Origin of the sequence: Paludisphaera sp., from assembly GCF_037189885.1 — a bacterium.
Taxonomy (GTDB): domain Bacteria; phylum Planctomycetota; class Planctomycetia; order Isosphaerales; family Isosphaeraceae; genus Paludisphaera.
Map to the genome: position 1 here is coordinate 1 of NZ_JBBCIR010000107.1, position 26,238 is coordinate 26,238.

Annotated in this window: 19 protein-coding genes; 8 read left to right on the top strand and 11 right to left on the bottom strand. The window is 70.3% G+C overall.

Going from position 1 to position 26,238, the window contains the following annotated elements:
- Window positions 1-338: 338 nt before the first annotated feature.
- The 3 genes from WG209_RS23905 to WG209_RS23915 form a co-directional block, all read right to left on the bottom strand.
- The gene (locus tag WG209_RS23905) at window positions 339-1,490 is read right to left on the bottom strand and encodes an ISAs1 family transposase (protein ID WP_337177623.1); all 1,152 of its coding nucleotides are present in this window, start codon (window positions 1,488-1,490) and stop codon (window positions 339-341) included.
- Between the two features lie 65 nt (window positions 1,491-1,555).
- The gene (locus WG209_RS23910) at window positions 1,556-2,200 is read right to left on the bottom strand and encodes a hypothetical protein (protein WP_337177624.1); all 645 of its coding nucleotides are present in this window, start codon (window positions 2,198-2,200) and stop codon (window positions 1,556-1,558) included.
- Window positions 2,201-2,487: 287 nt separating this feature from the next.
- Window positions 2,488-3,222, bottom strand: a complete 735-nt coding sequence (locus tag WG209_RS23915; protein ID WP_337177625.1) for a YebC/PmpR family DNA-binding transcriptional regulator — start codon at window positions 3,220-3,222, stop codon at window positions 2,488-2,490.
- Window positions 3,223-3,789: 567 nt separating this feature from the next.
- Between WG209_RS23915 and WG209_RS23920 the strand changes: the two genes are divergently transcribed.
- The 5 genes from WG209_RS23920 to WG209_RS23940 all read left to right on the top strand — a co-directional run bounded on the left by WG209_RS23920 (window position 3,790) and on the right by WG209_RS23940 (window position 9,957).
- Window positions 3,790-4,971, top strand: a complete 1,182-nt coding sequence (locus WG209_RS23920; protein WP_337177626.1) for a Gfo/Idh/MocA family oxidoreductase — start codon at window positions 3,790-3,792, stop codon at window positions 4,969-4,971.
- A 60-nt stretch (window positions 4,972-5,031) separates the two neighbouring features.
- Window positions 5,032-6,204, top strand: a complete 1,173-nt coding sequence (locus WG209_RS23925) for a Gfo/Idh/MocA family oxidoreductase (protein WP_337177627.1) — start codon at window positions 5,032-5,034, stop codon at window positions 6,202-6,204.
- Between the two features lie 98 nt (window positions 6,205-6,302).
- Window positions 6,303-6,629, top strand: a complete 327-nt coding sequence (locus WG209_RS23930; protein ID WP_337177628.1) for a TMEM14 family protein — start codon at window positions 6,303-6,305, stop codon at window positions 6,627-6,629.
- Window positions 6,630-6,763: 134 nt separating this feature from the next.
- Window positions 6,764-8,596, top strand: coding sequence for a DUF1549 domain-containing protein (locus tag WG209_RS23935; RefSeq protein ID WP_337177629.1), 1,833 nt, complete (start codon window positions 6,764-6,766; stop codon window positions 8,594-8,596).
- A 53-nt stretch (window positions 8,597-8,649) separates the two neighbouring features.
- Entirely contained in the window at window positions 8,650-9,957 is a 1,308-nt protein-coding gene (locus tag WG209_RS23940; protein WP_337177630.1) for a DUF1501 domain-containing protein, read from the top strand.
- Window positions 9,958-10,000: 43 nt separating this feature from the next.
- Here WG209_RS23940 and WG209_RS23945 read toward each other — a convergent pair whose 3' ends face one another.
- Together WG209_RS23945 and WG209_RS23950 are read right to left on the bottom strand one after the other, a co-directional pair.
- Window positions 10,001-13,825, bottom strand: coding sequence for a PVC-type heme-binding CxxCH protein (locus WG209_RS23945; RefSeq protein ID WP_337177631.1), 3,825 nt, complete (start codon window positions 13,823-13,825; stop codon window positions 10,001-10,003).
- Between the two features lie 169 nt (window positions 13,826-13,994).
- A complete protein-coding gene (locus WG209_RS23950; RefSeq protein WP_337177632.1) occupies window positions 13,995-15,470 on the bottom strand; it encodes an aldehyde dehydrogenase family protein in 1,476 nt (491 codons plus the stop codon).
- A gap of 379 nt (window positions 15,471-15,849) precedes the next feature.
- On the opposite strand from WG209_RS23950, the gene WG209_RS23955 reads away from it, so the two are divergent.
- A complete protein-coding gene (locus WG209_RS23955) occupies window positions 15,850-17,037 on the top strand; it encodes a cytochrome c peroxidase (protein WP_337177633.1) in 1,188 nt (395 codons plus the stop codon).
- Window positions 17,034-17,981, top strand: coding sequence for a DUF1559 domain-containing protein (locus WG209_RS23960; RefSeq protein ID WP_337177634.1), 948 nt, complete (start codon window positions 17,034-17,036; stop codon window positions 17,979-17,981). The genes WG209_RS23955 and WG209_RS23960 overlap by 4 nt, the downstream gene beginning before the upstream one ends.
- Before the next feature lie 40 nt (window positions 17,982-18,021).
- On the opposite strand, the gene WG209_RS23965 is transcribed toward WG209_RS23960, so the two are convergent.
- Window positions 18,022-18,387 (bottom strand): hypothetical protein, encoded by a 366-nt coding sequence (locus WG209_RS23965; RefSeq protein WP_337177635.1) that lies wholly within the window; start codon window positions 18,385-18,387, stop codon window positions 18,022-18,024.
- A 59-nt stretch (window positions 18,388-18,446) separates the two neighbouring features.
- Entirely contained in the window at window positions 18,447-19,901 is a 1,455-nt protein-coding gene (locus WG209_RS23970; protein ID WP_337177636.1) for an enolase C-terminal domain-like protein, read from the bottom strand.
- Between the two features lie 218 nt (window positions 19,902-20,119).
- On the opposite strand from WG209_RS23970, the gene WG209_RS23975 reads away from it, so the two are divergent.
- Window positions 20,120-22,345, top strand: coding sequence for a sugar-binding domain-containing protein (locus tag WG209_RS23975; RefSeq protein ID WP_337177637.1), 2,226 nt, complete (start codon window positions 20,120-20,122; stop codon window positions 22,343-22,345).
- Between the two features lie 368 nt (window positions 22,346-22,713).
- Here the strand turns inward: WG209_RS23975 and WG209_RS23980 are convergent, their stop codons facing one another.
- The 4 genes from WG209_RS23980 to WG209_RS23995 form a co-directional block, all read right to left on the bottom strand.
- On the bottom strand, window positions 22,714-22,995 hold the full coding sequence (locus WG209_RS23980; protein ID WP_337177638.1) for a flagellar biosynthesis anti-sigma factor FlgM: 282 nt from the start codon (window positions 22,993-22,995) through the stop codon (window positions 22,714-22,716).
- A gap of 245 nt (window positions 22,996-23,240) precedes the next feature.
- Window positions 23,241-24,527: an MlaD family protein gene (locus WG209_RS23985; RefSeq protein WP_337177639.1), complete on the bottom strand. Its 1,287-nt coding sequence runs from the start codon at window positions 24,525-24,527 to the stop codon at window positions 23,241-23,243.
- 55 nt (window positions 24,528-24,582) lie between these two features.
- Window positions 24,583-25,440 (bottom strand): ABC transporter permease, encoded by an 858-nt coding sequence (locus WG209_RS23990; protein WP_337177640.1) that lies wholly within the window; start codon window positions 25,438-25,440, stop codon window positions 24,583-24,585.
- Window positions 25,441-25,450: 10 nt separating this feature from the next.
- Complete coding sequence (locus WG209_RS23995) at window positions 25,451-25,903, bottom strand: HEAT repeat domain-containing protein (protein ID WP_337177641.1); 453 nt, start codon at window positions 25,901-25,903, stop codon at window positions 25,451-25,453.
- Window positions 25,904-26,238 lie beyond the last annotated feature (335 nt).

Below are 26,238 nucleotides of genomic sequence, written 5' to 3' on the forward strand. Positions count from 1 at the left end.
CTGGTTGAAGGAGTGCCGGGCGGTGGCGACACGCTTCGACAAGCTGGCCGTCAATTACCTGGCCACGGTGCAATGGGCCATGGTGCAGCGATACTTGCGACTGCTGACGGCATGAGTCAGCCCATCAGACAGAGCCTAGGCGGTCCCGAGGGAGAGGGAGAACCAACCAGACTCGGCACCAATCTTCCTAACCAGAATCCAGGCCGCGCTTCGGTGGAGCGAAAACTCGTACTGACACCGGGTTTCCTTACGCGCTATCAATCGGCGTGAGGCGGCTAATGGCAGCCTCAGGCCGCAGGCCCCGCCGGCGGATGAGCCCAGGGCGATTGCACCATAAATCATGATCCGGTGAGCACTTTCTCCATGTAGCGGGTATTGCACGCGGCGGCGAGGCGTTTGTTTTGCACGCCGATCCTCTCGGAGGTCTCGTTCTTGAGCAGGCCCAAGGCGGCGCGGCGCACGACGCTCAGGTTGGCGCTGGCGAACCCGTGACGCACGCGGCAGGCGTCCTCGCCGAATGTGACGTCGAGTTGCCAGTGCAGCGAATTCTCGATGCCCCAGTGCGAGCGGACCGCGTCGGCGAACTCTCTCGCCTCCAGGCGGCGGCTGAGGATGTAGTAGCGCACGGCGTCGGTCTGCTTGCCGTCGCGGGTCGTGATGTTGATCGCCGCGCCGATCGCCGCCAGGCCCTTCCAACGCCCGCGGTCGGCCAGGTCGGCCGGGGCGTCGCAGATGTAGTAGGCCCGGTGTTCGACGCGGCCGCGGCCCTTCTCCTTCGTCTCGAACCGGCCCGCCGCGACTTGCGCGAAATCGTCTTCCATGCGACTCGTGAAGAAGTCCTCGATCGCCCGATGCAGCGTCGGCTGGTTGTCCTTCACCGCCAGCACGTAGTCGGCCTCGCGGGCCAGGATCGCCTCGGCGATCGCCGTCTGGCAGCCCATCGCGTCGATCGTCACCAGGCAGCCTTTCAACTCCAGCAGCTTCAGCAACGCCGGGATCGCCGTGATCTCGTTCGATTTAGCATCGGCGACGATTTGCCCGAGACTCAGTCGATTCGCCGTCGCCCACGCCGACACCATGTGGATCGCCGACTCGCCCGACGCCTTGTCGAAACTCCCCCGCAAGGTCTTGCCGTCGATCGCCACGACCTGGCCCGCGGTCGTCTCGTGAAGCTCGGCGATCCAGCCCAGGAGGCACTTCTCGAAAGCCCCGGGGTCGAGGGCCTGGAAGATCGCGTTGAATCGGTCGTGCGACGGGACGCCGGCCTCCAGGTCGAGGATCGTCTCCAACCAGTCCCGCTTCAGCCGCCCCCAGGTCGCGATGGCGACGAAGTCGTCGGCCCCGCAGATCACGGCGCAGACCGCGATGGTCACGACGTTCACCAGCGGATACGTCACCTTGCGACGACGCGGGTCGGTCAGGCTGGCGAAGTGGTCTTGAAGGCGGATCGACGGAGACCCGAGATCGGGCTCGGGAGGCGGCTGCGACATGATTGAAGACCTTGGCCGTCGGCCTCCCGCAACCGAGCCCCCGCCCAGTCCACGAACGCCGATCGTCAAGAGCTTCGCAAATCACCCATCGTGGCGCAATCGCCCTGCGGATGAGCCTTCGCCAGCAGAGCGGGGATGAAACCGTGTTCTTCGATCGCGTCACGAAGATGCCGCGAGTGATTGGCGTATACGAGCAAGGCACTGGCGGTGAACATCGCCAGAAAGATGAACTGATTGAGGCCCTCCTCCACGGGGGCGGATGTGGGAGGGTCGTAGAACCCCCTTCTCCCGTGCTCAACCTTGTTTCTAATTTCCGTGGGCAGGTCGGTGTAGGAGCGGTACCCCAGGTTGTGCGCGATCTTATTCCTTGCAATTCCAATCGAATCCGCAGCCTCCAAGATCCTACGCGGGCAGATCGACAACGCTCGCGCAATCTTGATTTTTACCGAGAAACTAAGGTGCTTTACCTGATCAAACCCGGGCATCAGGCCCTTGAGCATCTGGTCCAAGGTGTACTCCACGAGTAAGGCACCGAAGAGGATGCCTTGCTGGAAATCATGAAGACTTTCAAGTTCGTCCAGCTTTTCACGTATCGGCGAGAGGAGGGTCGCGACCGCTTCCTCGACAGGCACCCCTGGGGCCGCGACCAGACCGTGGAGGAAGGTACGAAAGACTGACTCACCTTCGGGCCCATCGTAAGTAAACGGCATACCACACGTTCTCACACAAGGTGTCAATCGGGGGATTACCGTCGGAAGACAACATGGCTCTCCCCCCTGGACCAAACCACCCATCCGCCACGATGCGCCCCCCATAAGCGTATTGCAGATCCTCGGTACCAGTTGATATTTCTGCCCTCTCGGGCGTCACGTGGGGGCGGCCATCGTGTCCACCTGAGTGACGTCCCGCGGAGGCATCCCGTTGGAATGAGCGGCGGATCGCGTCAGCCAATAAGTGCGCGCCGGCCCTTGGGTCGCCACGCGGCGAGACGGCTCTATCAGGGCGCGTCCTCGCCCGGAAGCTCGACGTTGTGGTAGATCTCCTGCACGTCGTCGCAATCGTGGAGCATGCCCAGCAGCTTCTCGAAGACGACCAGGTCGTCCGCGCCGAGAGTCTTGCTCGACTGCGGGAGGAAAGTGATCACCTGGACCTCGAAATCGAGGCCGGGGAACGCCTCTAGCAGGGCCATCTTCGCTTTGTAGAACTCGGCGGGGGGGGCGAAGATCGTGATGGACCCATCCTTGCACTCGACGTCCTCGACGGCGACGTCTCCCGCGAACAGGGCCTCGATCACCTTCTCCTCGTCGTCGCCGGCGAAGGAGAAGACCGCCAGGTGGTCGAAGGACATGACGACGGATCCATTGGCCGCCAGCTTGGACCCCGTCTTGCCGAAGCAATTGCGGACGTCGGAGATGGTGCGAGTATTGTTGTCGGTCAGGCAATCGACGATGAGCAAGGAGCCGCCCGGGCCGAACCCCTCGTAGCGCGCGGGCTGGAAATCCTCGCCCCCCGCCCCGGCGGCCTTCTGGATCGCCTTGTCGATCACGTGGCTGGCCACGTTGTCGCGCTTGGCCTTCTCGACGAGTGCACGCAAGGCCGGATTGGCATCCGGGTCGGGCACTCCGTTCTTGGCCGCCATGTACAACTGTCTTCCATACTTGGAAAAAAGCTTGGATTTCTGGGCTGAGGTCTTGAAGATCGACGCCTTGCGCTTCTCGAAGATTCGTCCCATGCGAATCGTGCCCTTATGCTGGCGACCGGGGATTTTCCAGGGCGGGAGGCCCTGGCGGGTATCGGTCCGTAAAGCTTGTTCAACTCTGTGGAGCCCGCCCAGGAGGAGGCTCGTCGCCTCGATTGTACCGGAATTCGGGCTCGGCCAGGAATGTCGGGAAGCTCCGCGGGTCCGGCTCCGTGGCGGGGCCAGGCGAGGCCCGACGGGCGAGGCCCGGTGTCGGTTCATGTCTCCGCCCTCCTCGCGCGTCCCGTGGAGGGCGGCCATCGATCCGGCCAGGTCGGGGCCGTCCAGGGGGGTGGCTGAATTCGTCCGGCCGAGGCCCGTCCGCTCGGAAGCGTGGCGACCTGGGAAGCCGGCGTGACGACGGCGGGGGATCGGCGGACGAGCGGCGCCGGATGGTGCCAACTCCCCCGACCAGCAGAGGGTCGCCGGGGCGTCGGGTCGGGGCGGTCGGGCCTTGGACGGGGTTTCGGGCACGGCTATATTGGCCTGCGTCGTCGCCGACGTCCCTCCGCGCGGTCTGTCCGGCCGGTCCTCTTCCCGCTCGTCGACAAAGGGTGTTCCATGGCAGATGTCAGAGTGGCCATGATCGGCCAGGGCTTCATGGGGCGAACGCATTCGAACGCCTGGTCCCAGATCCCCCGGTTCTTCAAGCCGCCGGTCGCGCCGGTGATGCACTCGGTCTTCGGGCGCAACGCCGAGGCCGCCGCCGAGTTCGCCAGGGTGTGGGGCTGGAAGCATTCCTCGACCGACTGGAAGGCGACCGTCGCCTGCCCCGAGGTCGACCTGGTGGACGTCGTCACCCCGAACAACATGCACGCCGAGGTCGCGCTGGCGGCGCTGGCGGCGGGCAAGCACGTCGCCTGCGAGAAGCCGATCGCGCGGACGATCGACGAGGCCCGGAAGATGGTCGCCGCGGCCAAGGATTCGGGCAAGAAGACGTTCGTCTGGTACAACTACCGCCGCTGCCCGGCCGTCGCCATGGCCTACAAGCTGGTGAAGGACGGGGCGATCGGCACGATCCGCCACGCGCGCGCGTTCTACCTGCAAGACTGGGCCGACGAGTCCATCCCGCTGATCTGGCGGTTCCAGAAGGAAGGCTCCGGGACCGGGGCCAACGGCGACCTCAACGCCCACATCATCGACATGGTCCGCTTCGTCACCGGCCAGGAGGTCACCGAGGTCGCCGGCGCGATCGCCGAGACCTTCGTCAAGGAGCGCAAGCTCATGACCGGCCCCACCGCCGGCGGCATCGCCGCGGGGGTCGGCGGGTCGGAGCAGACCGGGCCGGTCACGGTGGACGACTGCATCCTGGTCCTCTCTCGGCTCTCCGGCGGGGGCGTCGCCTCGTTCGAGGCCGCCCGCCAGGCCACCGGCAACCAGAACCGCAACGGCTTCGAGATCAACGGCTCCAAGGGGGCGCTGAAGTTCGACTTCGAGCGCATGAACGAGCTCCAGTACTACGACGCCACCCGCCCCCGCGCCGTGCAGGGCTGGACCACCATCATGTGCACCCACGGCGGCGACCACCCCTACGCCGAGAACTGGTGGCCCGACGCCCACGTCATCGGCTACGAGCACGGCTTCACCAACCAGGCGTACGACATCCTCCGCGTCCTGGGGGGCCAGGAGCCGGTCGTCCCCCTGCCCGACTTCGAGGACGCCTATCAGACCCAGCGCGTCCTGGAAGCCTCCATGATCGCCGCCGTCGAGCGCCGGCCCGTCGCCGTCGACGAGGTCAAGTAAGGCCGGCGTCCCCCTCCCGACAAGAGCCCGCGAACCGCGAGATATAAGGAAGACCCCAAGATGGGCGCTCCCCACGTCCTCACCAACCTCCCCAAGGTCGCCCTGGTCGGCGGCGGCTTCATCGGCCCGGTCCACGCCGAGGCCCTGCGGCGGATCGGCGCGCAGGTGGTCGGCCTGCTGGACATCACCCCCGAGAAGGCCCGCCCCCAGGCCGAGCGCATGGGCATCCCGAAGGTGTACAACACCATCGAGGAAGTGCTGGCCGACCCCGAGGTGGGCGCGGTCCACCTGGCCTCCCCCAACGACATCCACTACAAGCACGCGAAGGCGGCGCTGGAGGCCGGCAAGCACGTCCTGTGCGAGAAGCCGCTGGCCGTCAGCTCGAAGGAGTCGGCCGAGCTGACGAAGCTGGCCGCGAGCCGCCCGAAGCAGGCCGCCGGCGTGAACTACAACCTGCGGTTCTACCCGCTGGCCCAGGAGATGCGCCAGCGCGTCGCCAGCGGGGCGCTCGGCCGGATCCTGACGGTCACCGGGTCGTACACCCAGGACTGGCTGCTGATGGCCGACGACTACAACTGGCGGGTGGAGCCCGACGGCCACACCAACCTGCGGGCCATCGCCGACATCGGCACCCACTGGATGGACCTGGCGCAGTTCATCACCGGCAAGCACATCGAGAAGGTCAACGCCGACCTGGCGACCTTCCACGAGCACCGCAACCGCCCCATCGGCGGCGCCGAGACCTACTCCGGCCCCAACGCCGCCAAGAAGGCCACCGAGCCGGTGAAGATCACCACCGAGGACTACGGCGCGGTGATGCTCCACCTGTCCGACGGCGCCCGCGGCGTCTACCACGTCAACCAGATGCACGGCGGGCGCAAGAACCGCCTGTTCCTGGAGATCTGCGGGACCGAGGGCTCCATGGTCTGGGACAGCGAGTCCCCCGAGCTGCTCTGGCTGGGGCGCCGCGGCGGGCCCAACCAGCTCATGAACCGCGACCCGTCCATCCTGAGCGCCCAGGCCGGCGAGTTCAGCCACTACCCCGGCGGCCACGCCGAGGGCTTCCCCGACGCCTTCAAGCAGCTCGACCTGGCGTTCTACACCTACATCACCGGCGGCTGCCAGGGGACGCCCAACTTCCCCACCTTCGCCGACGGCGACCGCGAGGTCCGCGTCTGCGAGGCCATCGCCGAGTCCGCCAAGGCGCGCGGCTGGGTCGACGTCGCCGACTGAGCGCCCGCGGCGCGCCGGATGCTGGGAAATCCCCCGAAGCCCTCCCCCTCCGTCGGGGGGAGGCGGTTCGGGTCCACGACGAGCCGACCGGACGCGCCATGTTCACCTACACCTTCGCCCAGATCGTCCTCGCCGTGTACGCCATCTTCCTGGCCGTCGGCGGCGCGATCGGCTATTACCGAGTGGGCAGCCGCGCCTCGCTCATCGCGGGGGTCGCGAGCGCGATCCTCTGCGTCGCCGCCTTGCTCTACTCGCTGCTGGTCAACCCGCTGCACGGCCTCTGGGCCGCGACGACCATCGCCCTGGGGCTGATGTTCTTTTTCAACTACCGCTTCGTCGCCTTCAGCCTGCGCTTCATGCCCGCCGGCATGCTTGCTATCGTCAGCCTCGTCGTATTCACCTCGCTGCTGATCACGGTCATCTGACGCCTCACCCCTCTCGCGGAAAATTTCCTCCCGCCGCGACACCATCCGCCCTATGCTGGTGTTGAATATTCGTCGGAGAGACGCGCGCCGAGTCGCGCCATCGTCGCCTTTCCTCAAGAGGGGGACCGGCCGCCATGCAAGACGGCACCTTCCATCCGGGACGGAAGTTCGTCCTGCTGATCGCCCTGGGATTCATGGGCGGCGCGACCTTCGCGTCGGGCCAGGAGCCGGCGAAGCCGAAGCCCGAGCCGCCCGAGGCGAACGCTAAAGCCAAGGTCGAGCCGAAGGCGAAGGCGAAGCAGGCCGCCGCGAAGAAGGCCGCCAGGAAGCCGCCCCAGCCGCCGAAGCGGCCCGCGAAGACGGTCGTCGCCCCGACGATGACCCCGGCGGACATCGACGCGCTGGTGTCCGCGCGGCTGGCGAAGGTCCACCCCGACGTGAAGCCCGCCCCCATCACCGGCGACGCCGAGTTCGCGCGCCGCGTCCACCTGGACCTCGTCGGCGTCCCCCCCACGCCCGATCGGCTCCGCGAGTTCGTGGCCGACAAGCGGGAGGACAAGCGGGCGAGGCTGATCGACGAACTATTAGCGAGCCCGGAATACGGGCGCAACTGGTCGCGCTACTGGCGCGAGGTGATCCAGTTCCGCGCCTCCAACGCGAACGCCCAGCAGGTCCGCTACGACGTGATGGAAGGCTGGCTCGCCGAGCAATTCGACCGCGACCGCCCCTGGGACGAGATCGTCGCCGAGATGATCCGGGCCGAGGGGCGCACCGACGAGAACGGCGCGGCCAACCTGACCGCCGCGCACGCCGGGTCGCCCGTGCAGCTCGCGGGGGAGGCCTCGCGCGTGTTCCTCGGCGTGCAGATCCAGTGCGCCGAGTGCCACGACCACAAGTCCGACTCGTGGAAGCGCGAGCAGTTCCACGAGCTGGCCGCGTTCTTCGCCGGCGCCCGGGTGCGGCGCGTGGTCGAGCCCGCGCCCGGGGTCCGCGCCGCGTTCGCCGTGACCCAGAACGCCCGCGCCCGCTACACCATGGCCGACCTGGCCGACCCGGCGAAGACGATCCCGGTGAGGCCGAAATACCTGTTCGCGTCCGCCGAGTCGCAGCCGATCCCCGACGGCCTGACCCCCGCGCAGCTCCGCGAGCTGGCCGCCTCGTACATCACCGGCCAGGACGGCCCCTGGTTCGCCCGCGCCTACGTCAACCGGATCTGGTCGGTCCTGATGGGCGAGGGCTTCTACGAGATGGTCGACGACATCGGCCCCGAGCGCCCGGTCGACGGCGAGGAGATCCTGTTCCCCCTGGCCGACCAGTGGCGCGAAGGCGGCTACGACGTCCGCTGGCTGTTCCGGACGCTGCTGAACACCGAGGCGTACCAGCGCCGGGCGAAATCGACCTCGTCCCCCGCCGGCCTGGCCCGGATGGCCGCCGTCTGCCCCAGTCGGCTCCGGGCCGACCAGATCTTCGAGGCGCTGGCGCAGGCGCTCGACCTGCCGAGGCCGGACGCCGATTCGGCCGCGCCCCGGAACGTCGTGCGGACCTCCGCCGGGGGGCCGAAGGAGGAGAAGCAGGCGAAGCAGGCCGCGGAGGCGGCCGAGCGTCGGATGCGCCAGACCGCCGCGCTGCGACAGCCGTTCGGCAAGCTGTTCGGCGTGGATCCGTCGCTGCTGCCGGAGGACGTGATGGGGACCATCCCCCAGGCCCTCTTCCTGATGAACGCCCCGATCGTCCACGCCCGGACCCAGGCCCGCCCCGGGACGCCGCTGAACCGGATCCTGGCGGAGTCGGCCGACGATCGCGAGGCCCTGGACTCGCTCTACATGCTGGTCCTCTCGCGCAAGCCCAACCCCAAGGAGCGCGAGGTCGTCGGCGACTACCTGGCCGGGGCCGACGACCGGAAGGAAGCGTTCGAGGACGTCTACTGGAGCCTGATCAACTCCACCGAGTTCCTGTCGCGGCGATGACCGGCCGCTTCTGAACCCATCGGCGACGACAACGGCAAGGGAGCGGACGAGACATGAGGACCGAATCGAGCATCGTTCAGGTGGCGATGGACCGCCGCGGGGTCGTGGGCCGGCGCGGGTTCCTGCGGGCGATGGGGATGGGAGCGGCGGGGATGGTCGCGGGGGGCGTCGCGCCGCTCGGCCTGTCCGACCTCCTGGCCCTCCGCGCCGACGAGATGCGCCAGCAGCGGCGCGCCTGCATCCTGCTCTGGATGGCCGGCGGCCCCAGCCAGCTCGAGACCTTCGACCCCAAGCCGGGGGTGGAGAACGGCGGCGGCACCGAGGCGATCGAGACGTCCGTCCCGGGCATCTCGATCGCCCAGGGTTGGGAGGCGCTGGCCGGGTCGATGGGCGACATCGCCCTGATCCGGTCGATGACCAACAGGGAGGGGAACCACCAGCGGGCCGACTATCAGCTCCACACCGGCTACGTCCCCACGGCCACGCTGCGGCACCCTAACATCGGCTGCGTCGCCGCGGCCGAGCTGGGGGATCCGTCGTTCGACCTGCCACACATGGTGGCGATCGGCGGGGCCACCCACGGCGCCGGCTACCTGGGGGCGGCCCACGAACCGTTCACAATCCCCAACGTCCAGCGCCCGCCCGACAACGCCCAGGCCCGCGTGCCGGCCGGCCGCTTCGAACGCCGGCTCGGCCTGCTGGACCGGCTGGAGAAGGCGGGCTTCGAGCGCGCCGGCGGCTCCGACCGCGTCCGCGACCACCGGGCGCTGTACCGGCAGACGTCCCGGATGGTCCTGTCGCCCCGGATGGACGCGTTCGACCTGGACCGGGAGCCCGAGGTGGTCCGCGACGCCTACGGGCGAACGCCGTTCGGCCAGGGATGCCTGCTGGCCCGCCGGCTGGTGGAGGCCGGCGTGACGTTCGTGGAGGTCCGCCGCGGCGGCTGGGACACCCACGCGCAGAACAACGAGCGCGTCGGCAAGCTCGCCGGCGAGGTCGCGCCGGGGTTCGCGGCGCTGATCCACGATCTCAAGTCGCGCGGGATGCTCGAACGGACGCTGATCGTCTGGATGGGCGAGTTCGGCCGCACGCCGAAGGTCAACGCGACCGCCGGCCGCGACCACTTCCCCCGCGTCTTCAACGTCGCCCTGGCCGGCGGCGGCGTCCGCGGCGGCCAGGTCGTCGGGGCCTCCAGCGCCGACGGCACGGAGGTCAAGGACCGCCCCGTCACGGTCCTCGACCTCATGTCCACCGTCTGCAAGTCGCTCGACATCGACGCCCGCAAGGAGTACCAGACCGCCATCGGCCGCCCCATGCGGATCGTCGAAGGCGGCCAGCCGGTCGACGAGCTGTTCGCCTGAGCGACGGCGTCGTCGACTCGGAACAAGCCGGGCGACCCCCGCCTCACCGCCCGGAGGCGGGGGCCGGCGGGGCGTCCTTCAGGCTTTCCAGGTAGGCGATCAGGTCGGCGAAGTCGGCCGGGCGGATGCCCTCGGCGAGGCCGGCGGGCATGATGGAGACGTCGCCGCGACGGCGCTCCTCGACTTCCTCGGCGGGGACGCGGATCAGCTTGGCGTCGGCGTCCTGGAGTTCGATCGCCTCGGGGGTCTCGGCCTTGAGGACGCCGGAGAAGACCCGGCCGTCGTCGGTCGCCAGGACGACGGTCTCGTAGCCGCTGCTGATCTTCTCCGAGGGGAACAGGACCGACGTGACGATCTCGTCGCGCGGGTACTTGGCGCCCACGCTGGACAGCTCCGGGCCGACCGTCGGGCCGCCGGGGGCGACGGCGTGGCACTTCGCGCACGCCAGGCCGTTCAGGTCGCGGAACAGGGCCTCGCCCCTCGCCGCGTCGCCGCCCCCCGCCATCGCCGCCGCGCGGTACGCCTCGGGGTCGAACGAGCCGGCCGCGGGGGCCTCCAGGAAGGCGTAATCGGCCGGGCCGGACGCGGCGACGGAGAAGTCCCACGGCCCGCCGTTGTTGCCGCATCGGATCACGATCCGATTCGCGCCCTTGCGCAATTTCACGTCGACGCGGTCGGATTCGGGGTCGAAGCTCCGCCCCCCCTGGAAGTCGAAGACCCGCTCGCCGTTGACCCAGACGGTCAGCGTGTCGTCAGAGCCCACCGCGAGGGTCGCCGCGCGGTCGGACGGGCTCTCCAGGTCGGCGACGCCGAAGACGCTCCGCTGGCCGTCCGTGCCGTACGCGCGGGCCAGGTTCACGCGGCCGCGGCGATCGCGCGCCTCGGACTCGCGCCAGCCCGCCAGGTCGTCGCCCAGCCCCGGATACTCGGCCGTCGGGTCGATGGGGCCGTCGAGCGGGAACGGCGGCGCGGCGTCCTTAGCGAACGGCCCGACGAGCCGCCACGACCGGATCGGCGCGACGATCGAGAAGGCCTCGCGCAGGTCCGCCAGCGCGGCGGTCGGCAGCTCGTGACGCGCGGCGAGCTGGTCCAGCGTCGGCACCGATCGCTCCCTCAGCGTCGCCAGGGCCGAGGCCGCCCGCTTCCGCAGCGCGGGGTTCTTCTCCCCCAGCGCGGCGACGTAGACCGGGATCGCCTCCGCGACGGGAGAGACGGCCAGGGCCTCGACGGCCTCGAACCGCAGGTCGTCGCGGCCGGCCGCGGCGATCAGCGCCGGGACGCTCGCCGCGTCCTCCAGCTTGCCGAGCGCCTCGACGGCCCGCTTGCGGACCTCGACCGCCGGGTCGTCGACGCGCCCGCGAATCGCGGCCAGGGCCGATTCGCGGCGGTCCCCCCTCTCGCGGCCCAGGACCGCGGCCAGCGCGCCGACGGCCGCCTCGCGGACCGAGGGGGCGCGGTCCGCCGGCGCCGATTCGCCCCGCTCGCGGCCCAGGACCGAGGCCAGCGCGGCGACGGCCGCCTCGCGGACCGAGGGGGCGGGGTTCGCCAGCGCGGCGACCAGGGCCGGCGTCGCGGCGTCGGCCGGCGCGCGCTCCAGCGCGGCGACCACGTCCCGCCGGCGATCGTCGCCCAGCGAGGGGTCGTCCAGGACCGACACGAGCAGGCTCGTCGCCTCGCGGCCCCCCATCGCCTCCACCGCCTTGAGCGCGGCGTCGCGGACGACGGCCGGGCCGTCGGGATCGCGGATCGTCGCGGCGAGGTCGGGCATGGCGTCGCGGTCGCGCAGGGCGCCGATCGCCAGCGCCAGCGCGGCGCGGGCGTCGGGATCGGTCTCGGCCGCGAACCTCTCACGCACGACCGGCTTCGACGCCTCGTCGCGCGCCTCGGCGATCGCGCCCGCCGCCGCGACTCGCACGGCCGGCGCCGCGTCGTCGAGCCGTGCGCGGAGGGCGTCGAGCACCATCGGGGTGTGGTCCCAATCGACGGTCTTCGCGGGGGCCTTCCCCTTCGCCGGCTGCGTCCCCCACCACTTGCCGTCCCACGGCGGCTCCCGCCGGGCCACGGCCGCCAGCTTCGCCACCGCCGCGGCCCGCTCGGCCGGCTCGCCCTCGCCGGCGGCGAAATCGGCCAGGGCCTTCGCGGCCCCCTCGCTGTAGACGCCTTCCAGCGCCAGCAGCACGCCGGCGCGGATCTTCGGGTCGGCCGCCTTCAGCCCCTCGGCGACCTTCTCCCAGTCGCCGACGCGCCTCAGCGCCTCGCGCGCCGAGAACGCCAGGTAGGCGTCCGGGTCGGCGACGAGCGGCGTGATCGCCGCCACGGCCGACGGCGCGCCGATCCTCCCCAGCGCGATGACGGCCTGGAGCCTCGCCGTCGGCTCGAGGTCGGCCAGGAGCGCGGCGAGGGCGTCGGGGTCGAACGGGCCGAAGTCCAGGCCGATCGCTCGCGCGGCCTGCGCGCGGACGTCGGCCGAGGGATCGCGGAGCGCCGCCGTCAGCGGCTCGGCCCCTTCCGGCGACCGCGGGGCGATCCCGGCGACCGTCCAGACGAGGTGGCGACGGGCGAGTTCCGGGGTGTCGGGATCGGCCAGGGCCTTCGTCGCGGCGTGGAGCGCCGGCTCGCCCCGGCGGATCAGCTCGCGCTGGGCGCGGAGGCGTTCGGCGCGGGCGGGATGGTCCAGCGACGCGATCAGCGCGGGGATCGGGTCGGAGTCGGCGCCGCGAGGCCGACGCTCGACGGCGGGGCCGTCGTAGGTGACGGCGTAGACGCGGCCGAGGTTCTCCTTCTTCTCGCCCCAGCCCCCCATCGACCAATCGGCGACGTACATCGTCCGGCCGTCGTGGGAGAGGGCCAGGTCGAGCGGCCGGAAGTTCTCCACGTCGCCGGCCTCGATGAAGTCGACGACGTCGGCGATCTCGAAGCTCGCCCCCTTGGGCTTGAAGCGGAAGGCGCGGACGGATCGCTTGCCCCACTCGGTCCAGAAGGCGCGGCCGCGGTATTCCTCGGGCCAGGCGTCCTCCTCGTAGACGACGCCGCCGCAGGGGGAGCCGCCGCCGTAGTCGGCCATGAAGGGGAGGAGCTTGTCCTGGCGGTCGTGGTAGTCGTAGGGATAGCCGAAGTAGCCGCCGTCGACGTGGTGCGCCACGCGGGTCCACCAGCCCAGGCCGTCGTCGGTGTTGTCGTAGGTGAACAGGTCGTCGCGGGCGTCGAGGTTCGGCTCCAGGTGGTTGCGGGTACCTGACGAGTAGACCTCAAGCTCGGTGCCGTCGGGCCGGCAGCGGAGGACGCCGCCGCCGCGGAGCTGGACCTCGCGGCCGTCGGGCCCGACGGCCTTCGGCACGCCCTTGTCGCCCACCGATATGTACAGGCGACCGTCCATGCCGACCTGGAGGCCGGAGACGATGTGGTCGTTCAGCATGTTGGGGAAGCCGGCGGGGACGCCCAGGTCGGTGAACAGCTCGACGCGCTCGTCGGCCTTGCCGTCGCCGTCCGTGTCGCGGAGGACGGTCAGGTTCGGCATGTTCATGACGTAGAGGGCGCCCTCGTGCCAGAGCATGCCGAAGATGGCGTTGAACCCCTCGGCGAAGACGACGGGCTCGGGCGAGCCCGGCTTGAAGACGATGACGCGGTCGATGGGCTGATCCGCCGGCCCCACCTGGTCCATGGGATCCTCGCCCACGAACAGCGAGCCGTCGGGCGCCGTGGCCACCTGGCTCGGGTAGGTCACCGCCGGCACCGCCGCCACCAGCCGGATCTTGAACCCCTCGGGCACCTTCGGCATGTCCCCGAAGGCCGGGGCGGCGAAACCGAGGAGGACGATCGGCCCGAACAGCCGGACGAGGCGAGAGCGTGGCGAGGGTGCCGAGGGCATGAGTAGTCCTGTAGCCGGGCCGAACGACGTGCGACAAGGGATGCCGGCGATTGTACAACCCCTGTGAAACCGCCCGCAACCGCCCGCTCGGCGCGCGGAAGCGGCCCGCGGATCCGAGGGGGATTCGCGGGCCGCTCATGGTGGGCCGGGGGCCTGGCGCCGGGTTACGTCACTTGAGCGAGACGGTCACCGTCTTGTGCTCGGTGTAGTTCTCCAGGGCCTGGTGGCCCAGCTCGCGGCCGATGCCGCTGGACTTGAAGCCGCCGAAGGGGGCGGCGGCGTCGAAGACGTCGTAGCAGTTGATCCAGACGGTGCCGGCGCGGAGGCGGGCGGCGAGGTCGTGGGCCTTGCCGATGTCGCGCGACCAGACGCCGGCGGCGAGGCCGTAGTCGGTCGTGTTGGCGCGCTTGACCACCTCCTCGACCTCGGTGAACTTCAGCACCTGCATGACGGGGCCGAAGATCTCGTCGACGGCGATGTCCATGTGGTCCTGGACGTCGGCGAAGACGGTGGGCTGGATGAAGAAGCCCTTGTCGCCCACGCGGCCGCCGCCGGCCACGCACTGGGCGCCCTGCTCCTTGCCCTTCTCGATGTAGCCCATGATCTTCCGGAACTGGTCGTCGTCGATCTGCGGGCCCTGGTCGGTGTCGGGGGCGAACGGGTCGCCCACCTTCCGCTTGCTCGCCGCGTCGGCGAGGCGCTCGACCATCGCGTCGTAGACCTTGTCCTGCACCAGCAGGCGGCTGCCGGCGCAACAGGCCTGGCCCTGGTTGAGGAACAGGCCGAGCATGGCGCCGTCGACGGCCGCGTCGAGGTCGGCGTCGGCGAAGACGATGTTCGGGCTCTTGCCCCCCAGCTCCAGCGTCACCCGCTTGAGCGTCCGCGCCGCGTTCCTCATGATCGTCTTGCCGACCTCGGTCGAGCCGGTGAAGGCGATCTTGTCGACCCCCTCGTGGTCCACCAGCGGGGCGCCGGCGGAGGGGCCGAAGCCGGGGACGAGGTTGATGACGCCGGCGGGGAAGCCCGCCTCCATCGCCAGCTCGCCCAGGCGCAGGGCCGTCAGCGGGGTCTGCTCGGCCGGCTTCATGACGATGGTGCAGCCGGCGGCCAGGGCGGGGCCCCACTTCCACGCGACCATCAGCATCGGGAAGTTCCAGGGGATGATCTGGCCGACCACCCCGACGGGCTCGCGACGGCTGTAGCAGAAGTAGTCGCCCCGGACGGGGATCGTGTCGCCCGTCAGCTTGTCGGCCCAGCCGGCGTAGTACCGCAGGCAGTCGATCACCAGCGGCAGGTCGCCGTGGCGGGCCTCCTTCAGCGGCTTGCCGTTGTCCAGGGTCTCCAGCGCCGCGAGGTCGTCGATGTTCGCCTCGATCAGGTCGGCCAGCTTGTAGAGCAGCCGGCCGCGATCGCGGGCGTCCATCTTCGACCACGGCCCGGAGTCGAACGCCTTGCGGGCCGCCTTGACGGCCAGGTCGATGTCGGCGGCGGTCCCCTCGGAGACCTGGGCGATGACCTCCTCGGTGGACGGGTTGACCGTGGCGAAGGTCCTCCCCTCGACGCCGTCGCGGAACTGGCCGTCGATGAGCATCTTCGTCTGATACGAGGCGGCGGTCCTGGGCCGAGGCTGCGTGACGGTGGCCATGCGCACGTCCTTTTCGATGTCGCCGAGGCGGGCGGGAGAGGGGGAGGACGCGGCCCGCATCCCCTGCGGGCGGTCCGGTCGTATCCCTAATCTTAGAGTCATGCGCGGGGGCGATTCAAGGATGCGACCGGCCCCGGGCGAATCCCGCCGCGGGCCGCCCCATGCCGAGCCGCCTCGCGCCCGGTCGAGGCCGCGAGCCCAGGCATCGTCGACGTCTCTTGACAGGGTGGTCCCGGTCCGTCGTAAACTTGATCCTCTCGGCCGCCGTGAATGAGACTCAGTCTCACCGATTGATCCAGGAGAAGAGGTCTAGACGCCCGCGATGAAGAGGTCACGAGGAGGGGCGACGCCCTGCAATAGGAATTGGGCGTGGGTCGCGTTGATCGCGCTCGTGGCGGCGGCGAGCGTCCGGGCGCAGGCCCCGGTCGGTCCGACGCCGGCGGAGTCCGAGGATTCGCGGCGGGCGCGGGCCGCGGAGTTGCGGGCCATCTACTGGAAGTCGTCGGGCGAGTGGCCGGCCCCCTGGGTCGACGAGGGGGTCGACTGGCGCGAGCTGGGCCGATTGCCGGCCGCGCCGGCCCCGGCCGACAACCCGACCACGCCCGAGAAGGTCGAGCTGGGCAAGAAGCTCTTCTTCGACCCGAGGCTCTCCGGCAGCGGGCAGCTCTCCTGCGCCTCGTGCCACGACCCGGATCTGGGCTGGGCCGACGGCCGGACCACGGCGTTCGGCCATCGTCGCGAGCCGCTGCGGCGGAACTCCCCCACCATCATGAACCTGGCGCACATGCCGGCGATCTTCTGGGACGGCCGGGCCGGGAGCCTGGAGGACCAGGCGCGGGAGGTGATCCTCAACCCGTCCGAGATGAGCGCCACGCCCGACTCGGTCGTCCGCGAGCTGTCGGCGGTCCCCGAGTATCGCGACTCCTTCCGCGCCGTCTTCGGGTCCGAGGACGTGGACCTGGACATGATCGCCAAGGCCGTGGCCGCCTTCGAGCGGTCGATCGTCGGCGGTCGCAGCGCGTTCGACAAGTTCCTCGGCGGCGACCGCGACGCCATGTCGGACGAGGCGATCCTGGGCCTGGACCTGTTCCGCCGCAAGGCCCGCTGCATGAACTGCCACCACGGCCCGGCGTTCAGCGACGGCCAGTTCCACGACCTCGGCCTGAGCTACTACGGCCGGGAGTTGGAGGATCTGGGCCGCTACCGGGTGACGGCACTCCCCGAGGATGTCGGCCGGTTCCGCACGCCCGGCCTGCGCAACGTGGCGGCGACCGGCCCCTACATGCACAACGGCCTGTTCGAGCTGACCGGCGTGCTGAACATGTACAACGCCGGCATGGCGACCCTCAAGCGCAAGCCCGAGCAGGCCGACGACCCGCTCTTCCCGACCAAGTCGCCCCACCTCAAGCCCCTGGGCCTGGACAAGCGGGAGCTGGCCGACCTGAAGGCGTTCCTCGAATCGCTCACCGAGCCCAAGCGCCGCGTCCGCGCCCCCGCCCTTCCCGGCCTGACCGCCCACCCCGCCCCCACACCCACCGATCCCGCCCCGGAGGGCAGAATTCGATGATCGCAGGCCCGGAACGTCGTCGCGGCTTCACGCTGATCGAGCTTTTGGTCGTGATCGCCATCATCGCCGTGCTGATCGCGCTGCTGCTGCCGGCCGTGCAAGCCGCCCGCGAGGCCGCCCGGCGCATCCAGTGCGTCAACAACCTGAAGCAGCTGGCGCTGGGCATGCACAACGTCCACTCGGCGATGAACAGCTTCCCGATGAACGAGACGAGGCCGGTCACCCGCTACTGGGGGGCGCAGACCATCCCGTACATCGAGCAGGTGAACCTGTTCAACATGTACAACGTCAACGTCGGCTACAACCTGCCGGAGAACAGCACGGCGATCCAGTTCCCCCTGGCGGTCTTCCTCTGCCCGAGCACGCCGGACTCGCCCCGGATGAACCCGGCGTTCACCGCCAGGCCCGGCCCGGGGATGCCCCGGTGGCCGGCGGCGGCCGCCGACTACGCGGCCAGCACGGGGATCTCCTCGAACCTGTGGGCGGCGCCCTCGGTGATGAACAACGGCATGCCGGGCAGCACCGACGGCGTGCTCCAGGGGAATAACGACGGCGGTCGGCGGAACATCGCCGAGATCACCGACGGGAGCAGCAACACCATCCTGCTGATGGAATCGGCCGGCCGCCCGCAAATCTGGCGCTCGGGCCGTTCCATGGTCCCCGGCTCGGGCCAGGCGGCGGCCAACAGCTCCCTCCTCTGCGGCTGGGGCGAGCCCAACGCCTTCTCCGTGAGGGGATATGACGCGGGGGGCGTGGTCAACAAGGGCCGATGCGCGCTGAACTGCTCGAACGTCTACGCCGTCTACGCCTTCCACCCCGGCGGCGCGAACGTCGCCATGGCCGACGGCTCGACCCGCTTCATCCGCGAGACGGTCTCCATCGAGACCTTCGCCGCCCTGCTCACCCGGGCCGGCGGGGAGGTCATCTCGGCCGACGAATTCTGACGCCCCGGCACCGACCCCGCCTCCCACGGATGTTCGTGGCTCAGAACCGGAACGCGGCCAGGGCGAAGATCGACGATGGGACGGAGACCAACAGGGCGAGCGCCGCGGCGGCCAGCAGCCGGCGTCGGCCGCCGGCCCCGAGCCAGGCCAGGCCCGCGAGCAACGCGACGGTGACCACCCCCATCGTCGCGAACTCGGGCAGGTCGTTCGGATGGAACAACAGGGCGCCGGGGATGAAGCCGGGCAGGATGGGCCATAGCTTCAGCCAGGTGAGCCGGTACGCGTCGGTCGCGTCCTCGAAGAGGATCCAGGCGAAGGGGAGGTAGAGGCAGCAGGCGACCAGCAACAACGAGACGCCGAGGCTCCCCTTCCCCACGCCCGGCGTCCCCGCCTCGATATCCGACATAGGATCGTCCTCCAACGCCCCGACCACGATCATCGGAGGGACCCGCCCCCGGCCGGTCCTCACACCACCGAGAGCCCCGGGCCGTCGAGGGCCGAGGTGTCCATGGTGCCGTCCGTGACGCGGAAGATGCCGGGGAAGCGGGGTTCCCACGCGCGGTTGGCGTCGGGCATGTACTGGCGGGCGTTGGCCTCGATGGCCCGGACGCTGGGGATGTGGGCCGAGAGCCCGGCCGAGTGAATCAGCGACGCGCCGGGGCACGTTAGATCCTGCACGCACAGGAACATGTTGAATTTCTGGGCCGCCGCGGCCAGCAGGACGGCGTGGCTCTGCCCCTTGCACGCCTTGAGCGCCGCGCCGTTGTAGCCGCGGTCGCGGGCCATCAGCAGCGTCTCGTAATCCGTCAGCGACTCGTCGGCGACCACGGGGAGCACCCTCGCGGCGGGGGCGAGCTCGCCCGGCTGGACGACGCTCAGGTCGCGGGCGGTGGGCTGCTCGATGTACTGGATGCGGCGGAAGCCGTCGGGGGCCTCGGCCTTCAGGCGGTCGATGAACTCCAGCAGGTAGGCGACGTCCGGGGCGCGCTCGTTGAAGTCGAGCGAGTAGGCCCATTCGGAGACGCCCCGGCGCGCCTGGGCCGCGGCGGCGGCGCGTTCGACCTTCGCCACGCGGGCGACGTCCCAGTCCAGGTCCTCGCCGTTGAGCTTGATCTTCAGGTGCGTCAGGCCGTTGTACGCGATCCAGTCCGGGAGCGTCTCGGGGAGGCCGTCGCCGATGGGTTTCTCGACGTCCTCGGCCGTGATCGGGTCGACGGCGCCGACGAGGTGGTACATCGGCATCCGTCCCTTGGCCTTCGGCGAGACGTACCGGCCGACGGGCTCGCCGCGGAACTCGGGGCCGAGGTAGTCTCCCAGGTCGCGATCCATGAACTCCGGCCCGTAGGTCCGGTAGCAGTTCAGGCCGTGGGCCTTGCCGAAGGCGTCGTGGATCGCGGCGTCGAACGGGCTGGCGACGACCAGCGCGCAGAGCTTGGGGATGGGCTCGGACAGGCCCCGCTCGCGCGCCGCGTCGACGGCCGCCTTCAGATAATCGGGCTCCAGGTCGTGATTGATGTCGATGGGATGGCCCGGCTCGCGACGCCCGGCGGTGATGTCCCGGATCTTCCCGGCGAGCGCCTTCATCGCGGCGAGCGTCTCGTCGTACGAGTGCGCGCGCGACGGGAACGACCAGACGTTCCCCAGCGGCATGGAGCCGAACCCCTTCGCCGCGCGGCCGTCGCGCGTGCGCACGGCGCAGGTCACGTTCAGGATCGTGGCGCGCTCCACGACGATGCCGCCGAACTTCAGCGGGGCGCGATAGCGGTAGTCCTCGTACTCGAACGAGACGTCCTCGACGGCGACGTCGGTGGGCCTCGGCGAGAAGGCCGCCGCGGCGCGGCTGGCGAGGGAGGTGGTCATCGCGGTGGCCGTCGCGGCCGAGGCCGCCCCCAGGAACGCGCGGCGCGTCGGATTCGTCATGCCTTGTCCCTCGTCGGCGCGGATCGTTCGGTTCGTTCTCCCGTCGCGGCCCCCAGCGTGCCGCGCCCGGGGCTCGCGGGCAAGGGGCCAGGACGAGCGACGGCGTTGGCAACCCGGCCTCATATATGGGATAATCGGCGTTCAGACCCATCCGGGGTGACGCGCCGCCCGGCGCGGGCCCCGTCGTCCGAAAAATCCGATTCTGAAAGGAAGCTCCCTTGAGACGCATCCTCCTCGGCGCGCTTCTCCTCGCGCTGCCGGCGTCCACGATCGCCCAGGACGCGCCGGCCTGGGCGCCCGCCCCCGGCTCGCTCATGACCCGATGGGCGGCGCAGGTCGACCCGGAGACGGTCCACTCGGAGTATCCCCGCCCGCAGCTCGTCCGCGAGAAGTGGACGAACCTCAACGGCCTGTGGGAGTACGCCGTCCGCCCCGCCGCCGACGAGAGGCCCGAAGGGTTCGACGGCCGCATCCTCGTCCCCTTCCCGATCGAATCCGCCCTCAGCGGCGTCAAGAAGACCGTGCAGCCGGACGAGACGCTGTGGTATCGCCGCACGTTCGCGCTGGACAGGCCGGCCGACGGGACGCGGTTCCTGCTCCACTTCGGCGCCGTGGACTGGGCGGCGACCGTTTATGTCAACGGCAAGCCCGTCGGCGAGCACAAGGGGGGCTTCGACCCGTTCTCCTTCGACGTGACCGACGCGCTGGACTTCGACGCCCCGGGCCAGGAGGTCGTGGTCGCGGTCCAGGACCCGACCGACACCGGCAGCCAGCCGCGCGGCAAGCAGGTGCTCCGGCCCCACGGCATCTGGTACACCCCCGTCACCGGCATCTGGCAGACCGTGTGGCTGGAGCCCGTCCCCGCGAGGCGGATCGACTCGCTGAAGATCGTCCCGGACGTCGACGCCGGCTCCGTCTCCATCACGCCGACGGTCGCCGGCGAGGGCGCGGGCGACGACGACGTGCTGGTCCTCGTCTACGACGGCGACGCCGTGATCGCGCAGGCGACCGGCAAGGGGGGCCAGCCCATCACGATCCCGCTGGAGCAGCCCAAGCTCTGGGGCCCGGACTCGCCGTTCCTGTACGACCTGAAGGTGACGGTCGGCGACGACGCCGTCGGCTCGTACTTCGGGATGCGCAAGATCGAGCTGGGGCGCGACGAGGCGGGCGTCCTCCGGCTGATGCTCAACGGCAAGCCGCTGTTCCAGTACGGCCCGCTCGACCAGGGCTGGTGGCCGGACGGCCTCTTCACCGCCCCCACCGACGAGGCGCTCAAGTACGACCTCGACGTCACGAAGCAGCTCAACTTCAACATGATCCGCAAGCATGTGAAGATCGAGCCGGCGCGTTGGTATCGCTACTGCGACGAGATGGGCTTCCTCGTCTGGCAGGACATGCCCTCGGCCGACAACAAGACGGACGAGTCCAGGGCCCAGTTCGAGGCCGAGTGGAAGGCGATCATCGACGCCCTGCACAACCACCCGTCGATCGTCATGTGGGTGCCCTTCAACGAGGGCTGGGGCCAGTACGACACCGAGCGCGTCACCGCCTGGACCAAGGAGTACGACCCGACCCGCCTGGTGAACAACGCCAGCGGCTGGACCGATCACGGCGTCGGCGACGTCAACGACATGCACAATTACCCCGGCCCCGGCATGCCGGCGCTGGAGGAGGATCGGGCGGTCGTCCTGGGCGAGTTCGGCGGCCTTGGCCTGCCGGTGGAGGGCCACACGTTCTCCGACAAGGACAACTGGGGCTACGTCAGCTTCAAGAACACCGAGGAGCTGTCGGCCCGCTACCTCGACCTGGTCGAGCGCCTGAAGGTGCTGGCCGGGCTGGGCCTCTCCGCCGGCGTCTACACCCAGACGACCGACGTGGAGGTCGAGGTCAACGGCTTCCTGACCTATGACCGCGAGGTGCTCAAGTTCCCGGCCGAGGCCCTCGCCGCGGCGCACGCGGGGCTCTACGAGCACGACTCGATGAAGTCGACCGTGCTGGCCCCCACGGCCCAGGCCGAGCCCCAGGAGTGGAAGTACACCACCGAGGCCCCGGCCGAGGGGTGGAACCAGCCCGACTTCGACGACTCCGCCTGGCAAGCCGGCCTGAGCGGGTTCGGCAAGCAGGACACCCCGGGCGCGATCCTCAACACCGAGTGGACGACGCCCGACATCCACCTGCGGCGGGAGTTCGAGGTCGCCGAGGCGCCGACGGGCCGGCTCTGGCTCTCCATCCACCACGACGACGAGGCCGAGGTCTACCTCAACGGCCAGCTCGTCGCCAAGCTGCCGAAGTGGACCTCGGCCTACGAGTTCTTCCCCCTGCCCCCCGAGGCCACCCAGGCCCTCCGGCCGGGCCGCAACGTGATCGCCGTCTCCTGCCACCAGGACGCCGGCGGCCAGTACATCGACGTCGGCCTGATCGCCGTCGAGAAGCCCCAGCCCTGACGCCCCGGCGAGGCGCCGAGCCCGGCGCGCGTGGCCGGGCTCGGCGCGCCGGCGCCCGGGCCTGAATCGGTCTTCCCCCCTCGCGGGGGAGGACGGACCGCGAAGCGGTCAGGAGAGGGGGAGGACAAGCACGGAGGCTGCTGGAGTCCGAGGGCCCGTCCGACCGGCTCGGGATCCCGTCGGCCTACTCGCTTGGCTTCCCCCTCATCCGGCCCTTCGGGCCACCTTCCCCCGCCAGGGGGGAAGGGTCTTATGAGCGACGCACCGCCCGTTCAAACGCCAGCAGGCCGGCCCGGATCGCCTTTGGGGCGGATCCGGGGCCGGCCTGGTCGTTACGCTTTCATGCGGGTCGGCGGATCCTCGCGGGATCAGCCGTAGAATTCGTCGAGCATGCGGTCGAGGGCCAGTTCGAGCCGCTCGGGGGTGTCGTAGGTCCCCTCGGCGATCTGGCGGCGGATTTCCTCGACCCGCTCGTGGCGGATCTCGGGCAGGCGGCTGATGCCGTCGAGCATCTGGCCCAGCGGCGAGATCTCGACGTGGTCCCTGGGGGCGCCGGCGTGCACGGAGTTGCCGGAGTCGACGCCGAACGGGGCCAGCCGGGGGAAAATGGGTTGAGGGCCTTGAGCCCCCCCCGCGCCGAAGATTTCCATCGTTCGCCTCCTTAAAGGTGCCGTGGCCGAAGGCCTGACCTTCAGCGGATCCGGGTGCCGTTCGATATGGGACGGCTGAGATTCTTCTCCGAAGAGCGAGCCGACTGACGGTCAGCCGGGATTCTCAGCTCCGGACTTCGACCACCGCGTCTGACGTCCGAGGTCGAACGTCGATGGTCTTGTTATCGACCCCCGGCGTCGGCCGGTTGAGTCAAAATCGGAAAAAACCTCCCTTCGCCACCCCGTCATCGGCGGACGCGCCCTTGCTGCGCCGGGGCCTTGAGCCCCTCGGCCAGCAGTTGCGAGGTCTGGCCGAGGCCCTGGGTGAGCGTCAGCACCTTGGCCTGGAGCTTCTGGACGTCCTCCCGCTGCTCCGCCGTGGCGGGGCGGGCGGAGAGGGCCTCGAGCGTCTTGGCGGCGTCGGCCAGCTCCTGCGCCCCCTTCGTGAAGACCTGCGCCGTGTCGTACACCTGCTGGACCCGAAGGTCCTCGTTGGTGGGCTTGTAGAACGGGCTGAGGACGAAGGGGTTGGTGTAGATCTTCTGGACGAGCTTGTCGGCCCAGTCGGTGGCGTCGCGGACGTTGGTGATGGACCGCTCGATGTCGGCGCGGCCGTTGGCCATGATCTGCGCGCCCTGGGTCGTCATCACGTCGGCGTTGTAGGCGACTCGGTTGGCGCGGGCGGCGAGCATGTCGACCTGCTCGATGGTCCGGTCGATCTTGGGCCGCTGGCCGGACAGGACTTCCTTGACCACGCCGACGGCGTCCTTGCCCGAGGCGATCGCCAGGCGGATGTCCTCGCGGTTGTCGCTGAGGATCAGCTCGACCAGCCGGGTGATGACGTCGAGCCGGGTGACGGCGGCCTCGATGCGCGGCGAGGTCGCGGCGACGCGCTTCGCCAGCTCCTCGACGTTGACCACGGTGTTCTCGACGGCCGGGCGGAGGGCCTCGCTCATCTCCTTCACGTTGCCCGAGGCGTCCTCGAACGACGCGAGGATCTGCCGCAACCGCGGGCCGACGGCGTCGACCGTCTGGCGAATCTCGCCGATCGTGTGGCTGAGGTGGTTCCTCTCCTGGGGGCCGAGGCCGACCTGCTCGATGATCGGGTCGAAGAACGACGACTCGACCCCGGTGATCGTCTGGCCGGCGACGAGCGCCACGTCGGACGCGCCCGAGGAGACGACGTTGACGTGGCTCATCCCCGTGAGCCCCGGCGCGATCGTGACCTTCACGTCCTGCCGCAGCTTCCTCAGGAGGACCGCCGGCATGGAGAGCCGGACGCGCGCCCGCAAGGTCCCCTCGACCTCGACCAGCGAGAGGTCGACGACGTTGCCGGCGTCGAGCCCGGCGATGCGCACCGGGCTGCCGACGCGGATCCCCTGGCCGTCGCGGAAGACGACGTCAAACGTGGCGTGGCGGGCCAGGAACCCCGGGCCGTCGCTGGCCATCCCCACCAGGGCGACGACCCCCGCGAGGCTCGCCAGCACCAGCAGGCCGATCCAGACTTCCCTCATCGACGATCGTGGATGCATCGGGCGTTCTCCCGGCACCGCGGCCCCCCGGTCGGCCCGGGGAGGCGCGGCCCCGTCACGGGGTCGGCGGTTGCAGAAGCGAGGGCCCGTAGACCGGGACCGCGTGATAGATGAAGATGAACCAGGTCATGTTCAAGAGCAGGATCGCCGCCATCGCCAGGCTCGCCGCCCGGACGACGCCCGCGACCGCCGCGACCACAGGGTCGGCCGCCGGAGCCTCGTCGCCGTCGTCGCCGCCGGCCAGCCCCTCGGCGCAGGCCAGGACGGCGGTCACGCCGCCGAACAGCACCCCCTTGATGACCAGGCCCACGACGTCGCGGAACCAGAGCATCCGGACGAGCATCAGGAAGTACATGTTCGTCGACAGCCCCATCAGGGCCTCCGACGCCTTCCAGCCCACGACCGTCCCGACGACGCAGCCCCAGAGCGCCAGCAGCGGGCAAGCCAGCATCGCCGCGGCGACCCGCGCCGCCGTCGCCCGGCCGGCCGAGACGCGGGTCCCCCGGCGCAGCTCCGGGACGATCCGACCCGGCAGGAGGCCGGCGAGCGTCAGCCCGGTCATCATCGTGGCGAGGTTCCGCAGCAGGCCCACGCCCACCACGGCGCCGGTGCCGTCGACGAACGTGCTGCCGAAGTACGCCTGCATCGACAGGAACGACCCCATCGCGACGTGGACCAGCCCCACCAGCGGGAGCCCGGCCCAGAGCATCCACGACAGCTCGTGCACGGTCGCCGCGTAGAGCGAGGGCTCGTCCTCGTCGTCCTTCCCCCGCACCGGCGCCGCCGCCGCCGCGAGCGTCAGCAGGGCCGCCGAGCCGAGGTAGTTCAGGGTGCCCGTCGCCAGCCGGCCGACGCGCCCGATCGGGGCGAGCCAGCGGGGCGAGGGGGCGTGTCCGCCCGCGATCATCGCCATGTTGTCGCCCTCAATGCGGGATGGTCCGCCGAATCCTGGTGGTGGCCCGATGCTGGGGAGACGCCGTCGCCTGAGGCGAAGGCATCGCCTGGGGCGACGGCATCGCTTGCGGCGAGGGGGTCGCCCCCGGTTCCTTCCCGGCGAGCCAGTCGCGCCAGCGGCCCGAGCCCGCCCGACGCTCCGGCTCCTCGGCCCACGGGACGTAGCCGAAGTCGCGGCCGGTCCGACGCTTCAGCTCCTCGTGAGCGGCCAGCCGCACCACGGGATCCGGGTCGTCCAGCCGGCCGACCAACGCGGGGACCACCTCGGCGCTCGGCCGGCGTTCCCCCAGGCTCAACGCCCGGGCGCGGACCATCGGCGCGGGATGCTGGATCTTGCGGAAGTTCCGCGCCTTGGCCATCCCGCATCCCTGCGACGTGGCCAGAATCACGATCAGCGCGATCGTCCCGAGCAAAGCTCTCATGAGGCGTCACTGCTCTTCCATGAACAGCGTCCCCGGGCCCCTGGCCGACGACGCGGAGGCGCGCCGAGGTCGTCCCGGATCGTCGCGGACTTTAGACGAAGTTGCAAAACCCGGCAATGCCAATCAGGGGGGGTTGGAGACACCGCCCGCCCGTGGACCGGTCGACGGATCATCGCCATAAGGCCCTCCCCATGCCAAGCGTTCCTTCTCCCCTCGTGGGAGAAGGTGGCCGAAGGCCGGATGAGGGGGCGATCGGTGACACGTCTGGGCAGGGTCGGCTTTTTTGTGGTGGGGGGGGGGGGGGGGGGGGGGGGGGGGGGGGGGGGGGGGGGGGG

Coding starts and splice junctions, on each gene's coding strand:
- WG209_RS23905 (WP_337177623.1), bottom strand. CDS start 1,490: ATGTCGCAGCCGCCTCCCGAGCCCGATCTCGGGTCTCCGTCGATCCGC.
- WG209_RS23910 (WP_337177624.1), bottom strand. CDS start 2,200: ATGCCGTTTACTTACGATGGGCCCGAAGGTGAGTCAGTCTTTCGTACC.
- WG209_RS23915 (WP_337177625.1), bottom strand. CDS start 3,222: ATGGGACGAATCTTCGAGAAGCGCAAGGCGTCGATCTTCAAGACCTCA.
- WG209_RS23920 (WP_337177626.1), top strand. CDS start 3,790: ATGGCAGATGTCAGAGTGGCCATGATCGGCCAGGGCTTCATGGGGCGA.
- WG209_RS23925 (WP_337177627.1), top strand. CDS start 5,032: ATGGGCGCTCCCCACGTCCTCACCAACCTCCCCAAGGTCGCCCTGGTC.
- WG209_RS23930 (WP_337177628.1), top strand. CDS start 6,303: ATGTTCACCTACACCTTCGCCCAGATCGTCCTCGCCGTGTACGCCATC.
- WG209_RS23935 (WP_337177629.1), top strand. CDS start 6,764: ATGCAAGACGGCACCTTCCATCCGGGACGGAAGTTCGTCCTGCTGATC.
- WG209_RS23940 (WP_337177630.1), top strand. CDS start 8,650: ATGAGGACCGAATCGAGCATCGTTCAGGTGGCGATGGACCGCCGCGGG.
- WG209_RS23945 (WP_337177631.1), bottom strand. CDS start 13,825: ATGCCCTCGGCACCCTCGCCACGCTCTCGCCTCGTCCGGCTGTTCGGG.
- WG209_RS23950 (WP_337177632.1), bottom strand. CDS start 15,470: ATGGCCACCGTCACGCAGCCTCGGCCCAGGACCGCCGCCTCGTATCAG.
- WG209_RS23960 (WP_337177634.1), top strand. CDS start 17,034: ATGATCGCAGGCCCGGAACGTCGTCGCGGCTTCACGCTGATCGAGCTT.
- WG209_RS23965 (WP_337177635.1), bottom strand. CDS start 18,387: ATGTCGGATATCGAGGCGGGGACGCCGGGCGTGGGGAAGGGGAGCCTC.
- WG209_RS23970 (WP_337177636.1), bottom strand. CDS start 19,901: ATGACGAATCCGACGCGCCGCGCGTTCCTGGGGGCGGCCTCGGCCGCG.
- WG209_RS23980 (WP_337177638.1), bottom strand. CDS start 22,995: ATGGAAATCTTCGGCGCGGGGGGGGCTCAAGGCCCTCAACCCATTTTC.
- WG209_RS23985 (WP_337177639.1), bottom strand. CDS start 24,527: ATGCATCCACGATCGTCGATGAGGGAAGTCTGGATCGGCCTGCTGGTG.
- WG209_RS23990 (WP_337177640.1), bottom strand. CDS start 25,440: ATGGCGATGATCGCGGGCGGACACGCCCCCTCGCCCCGCTGGCTCGCC.
- WG209_RS23995 (WP_337177641.1), bottom strand. CDS start 25,903: ATGAGAGCTTTGCTCGGGACGATCGCGCTGATCGTGATTCTGGCCACG.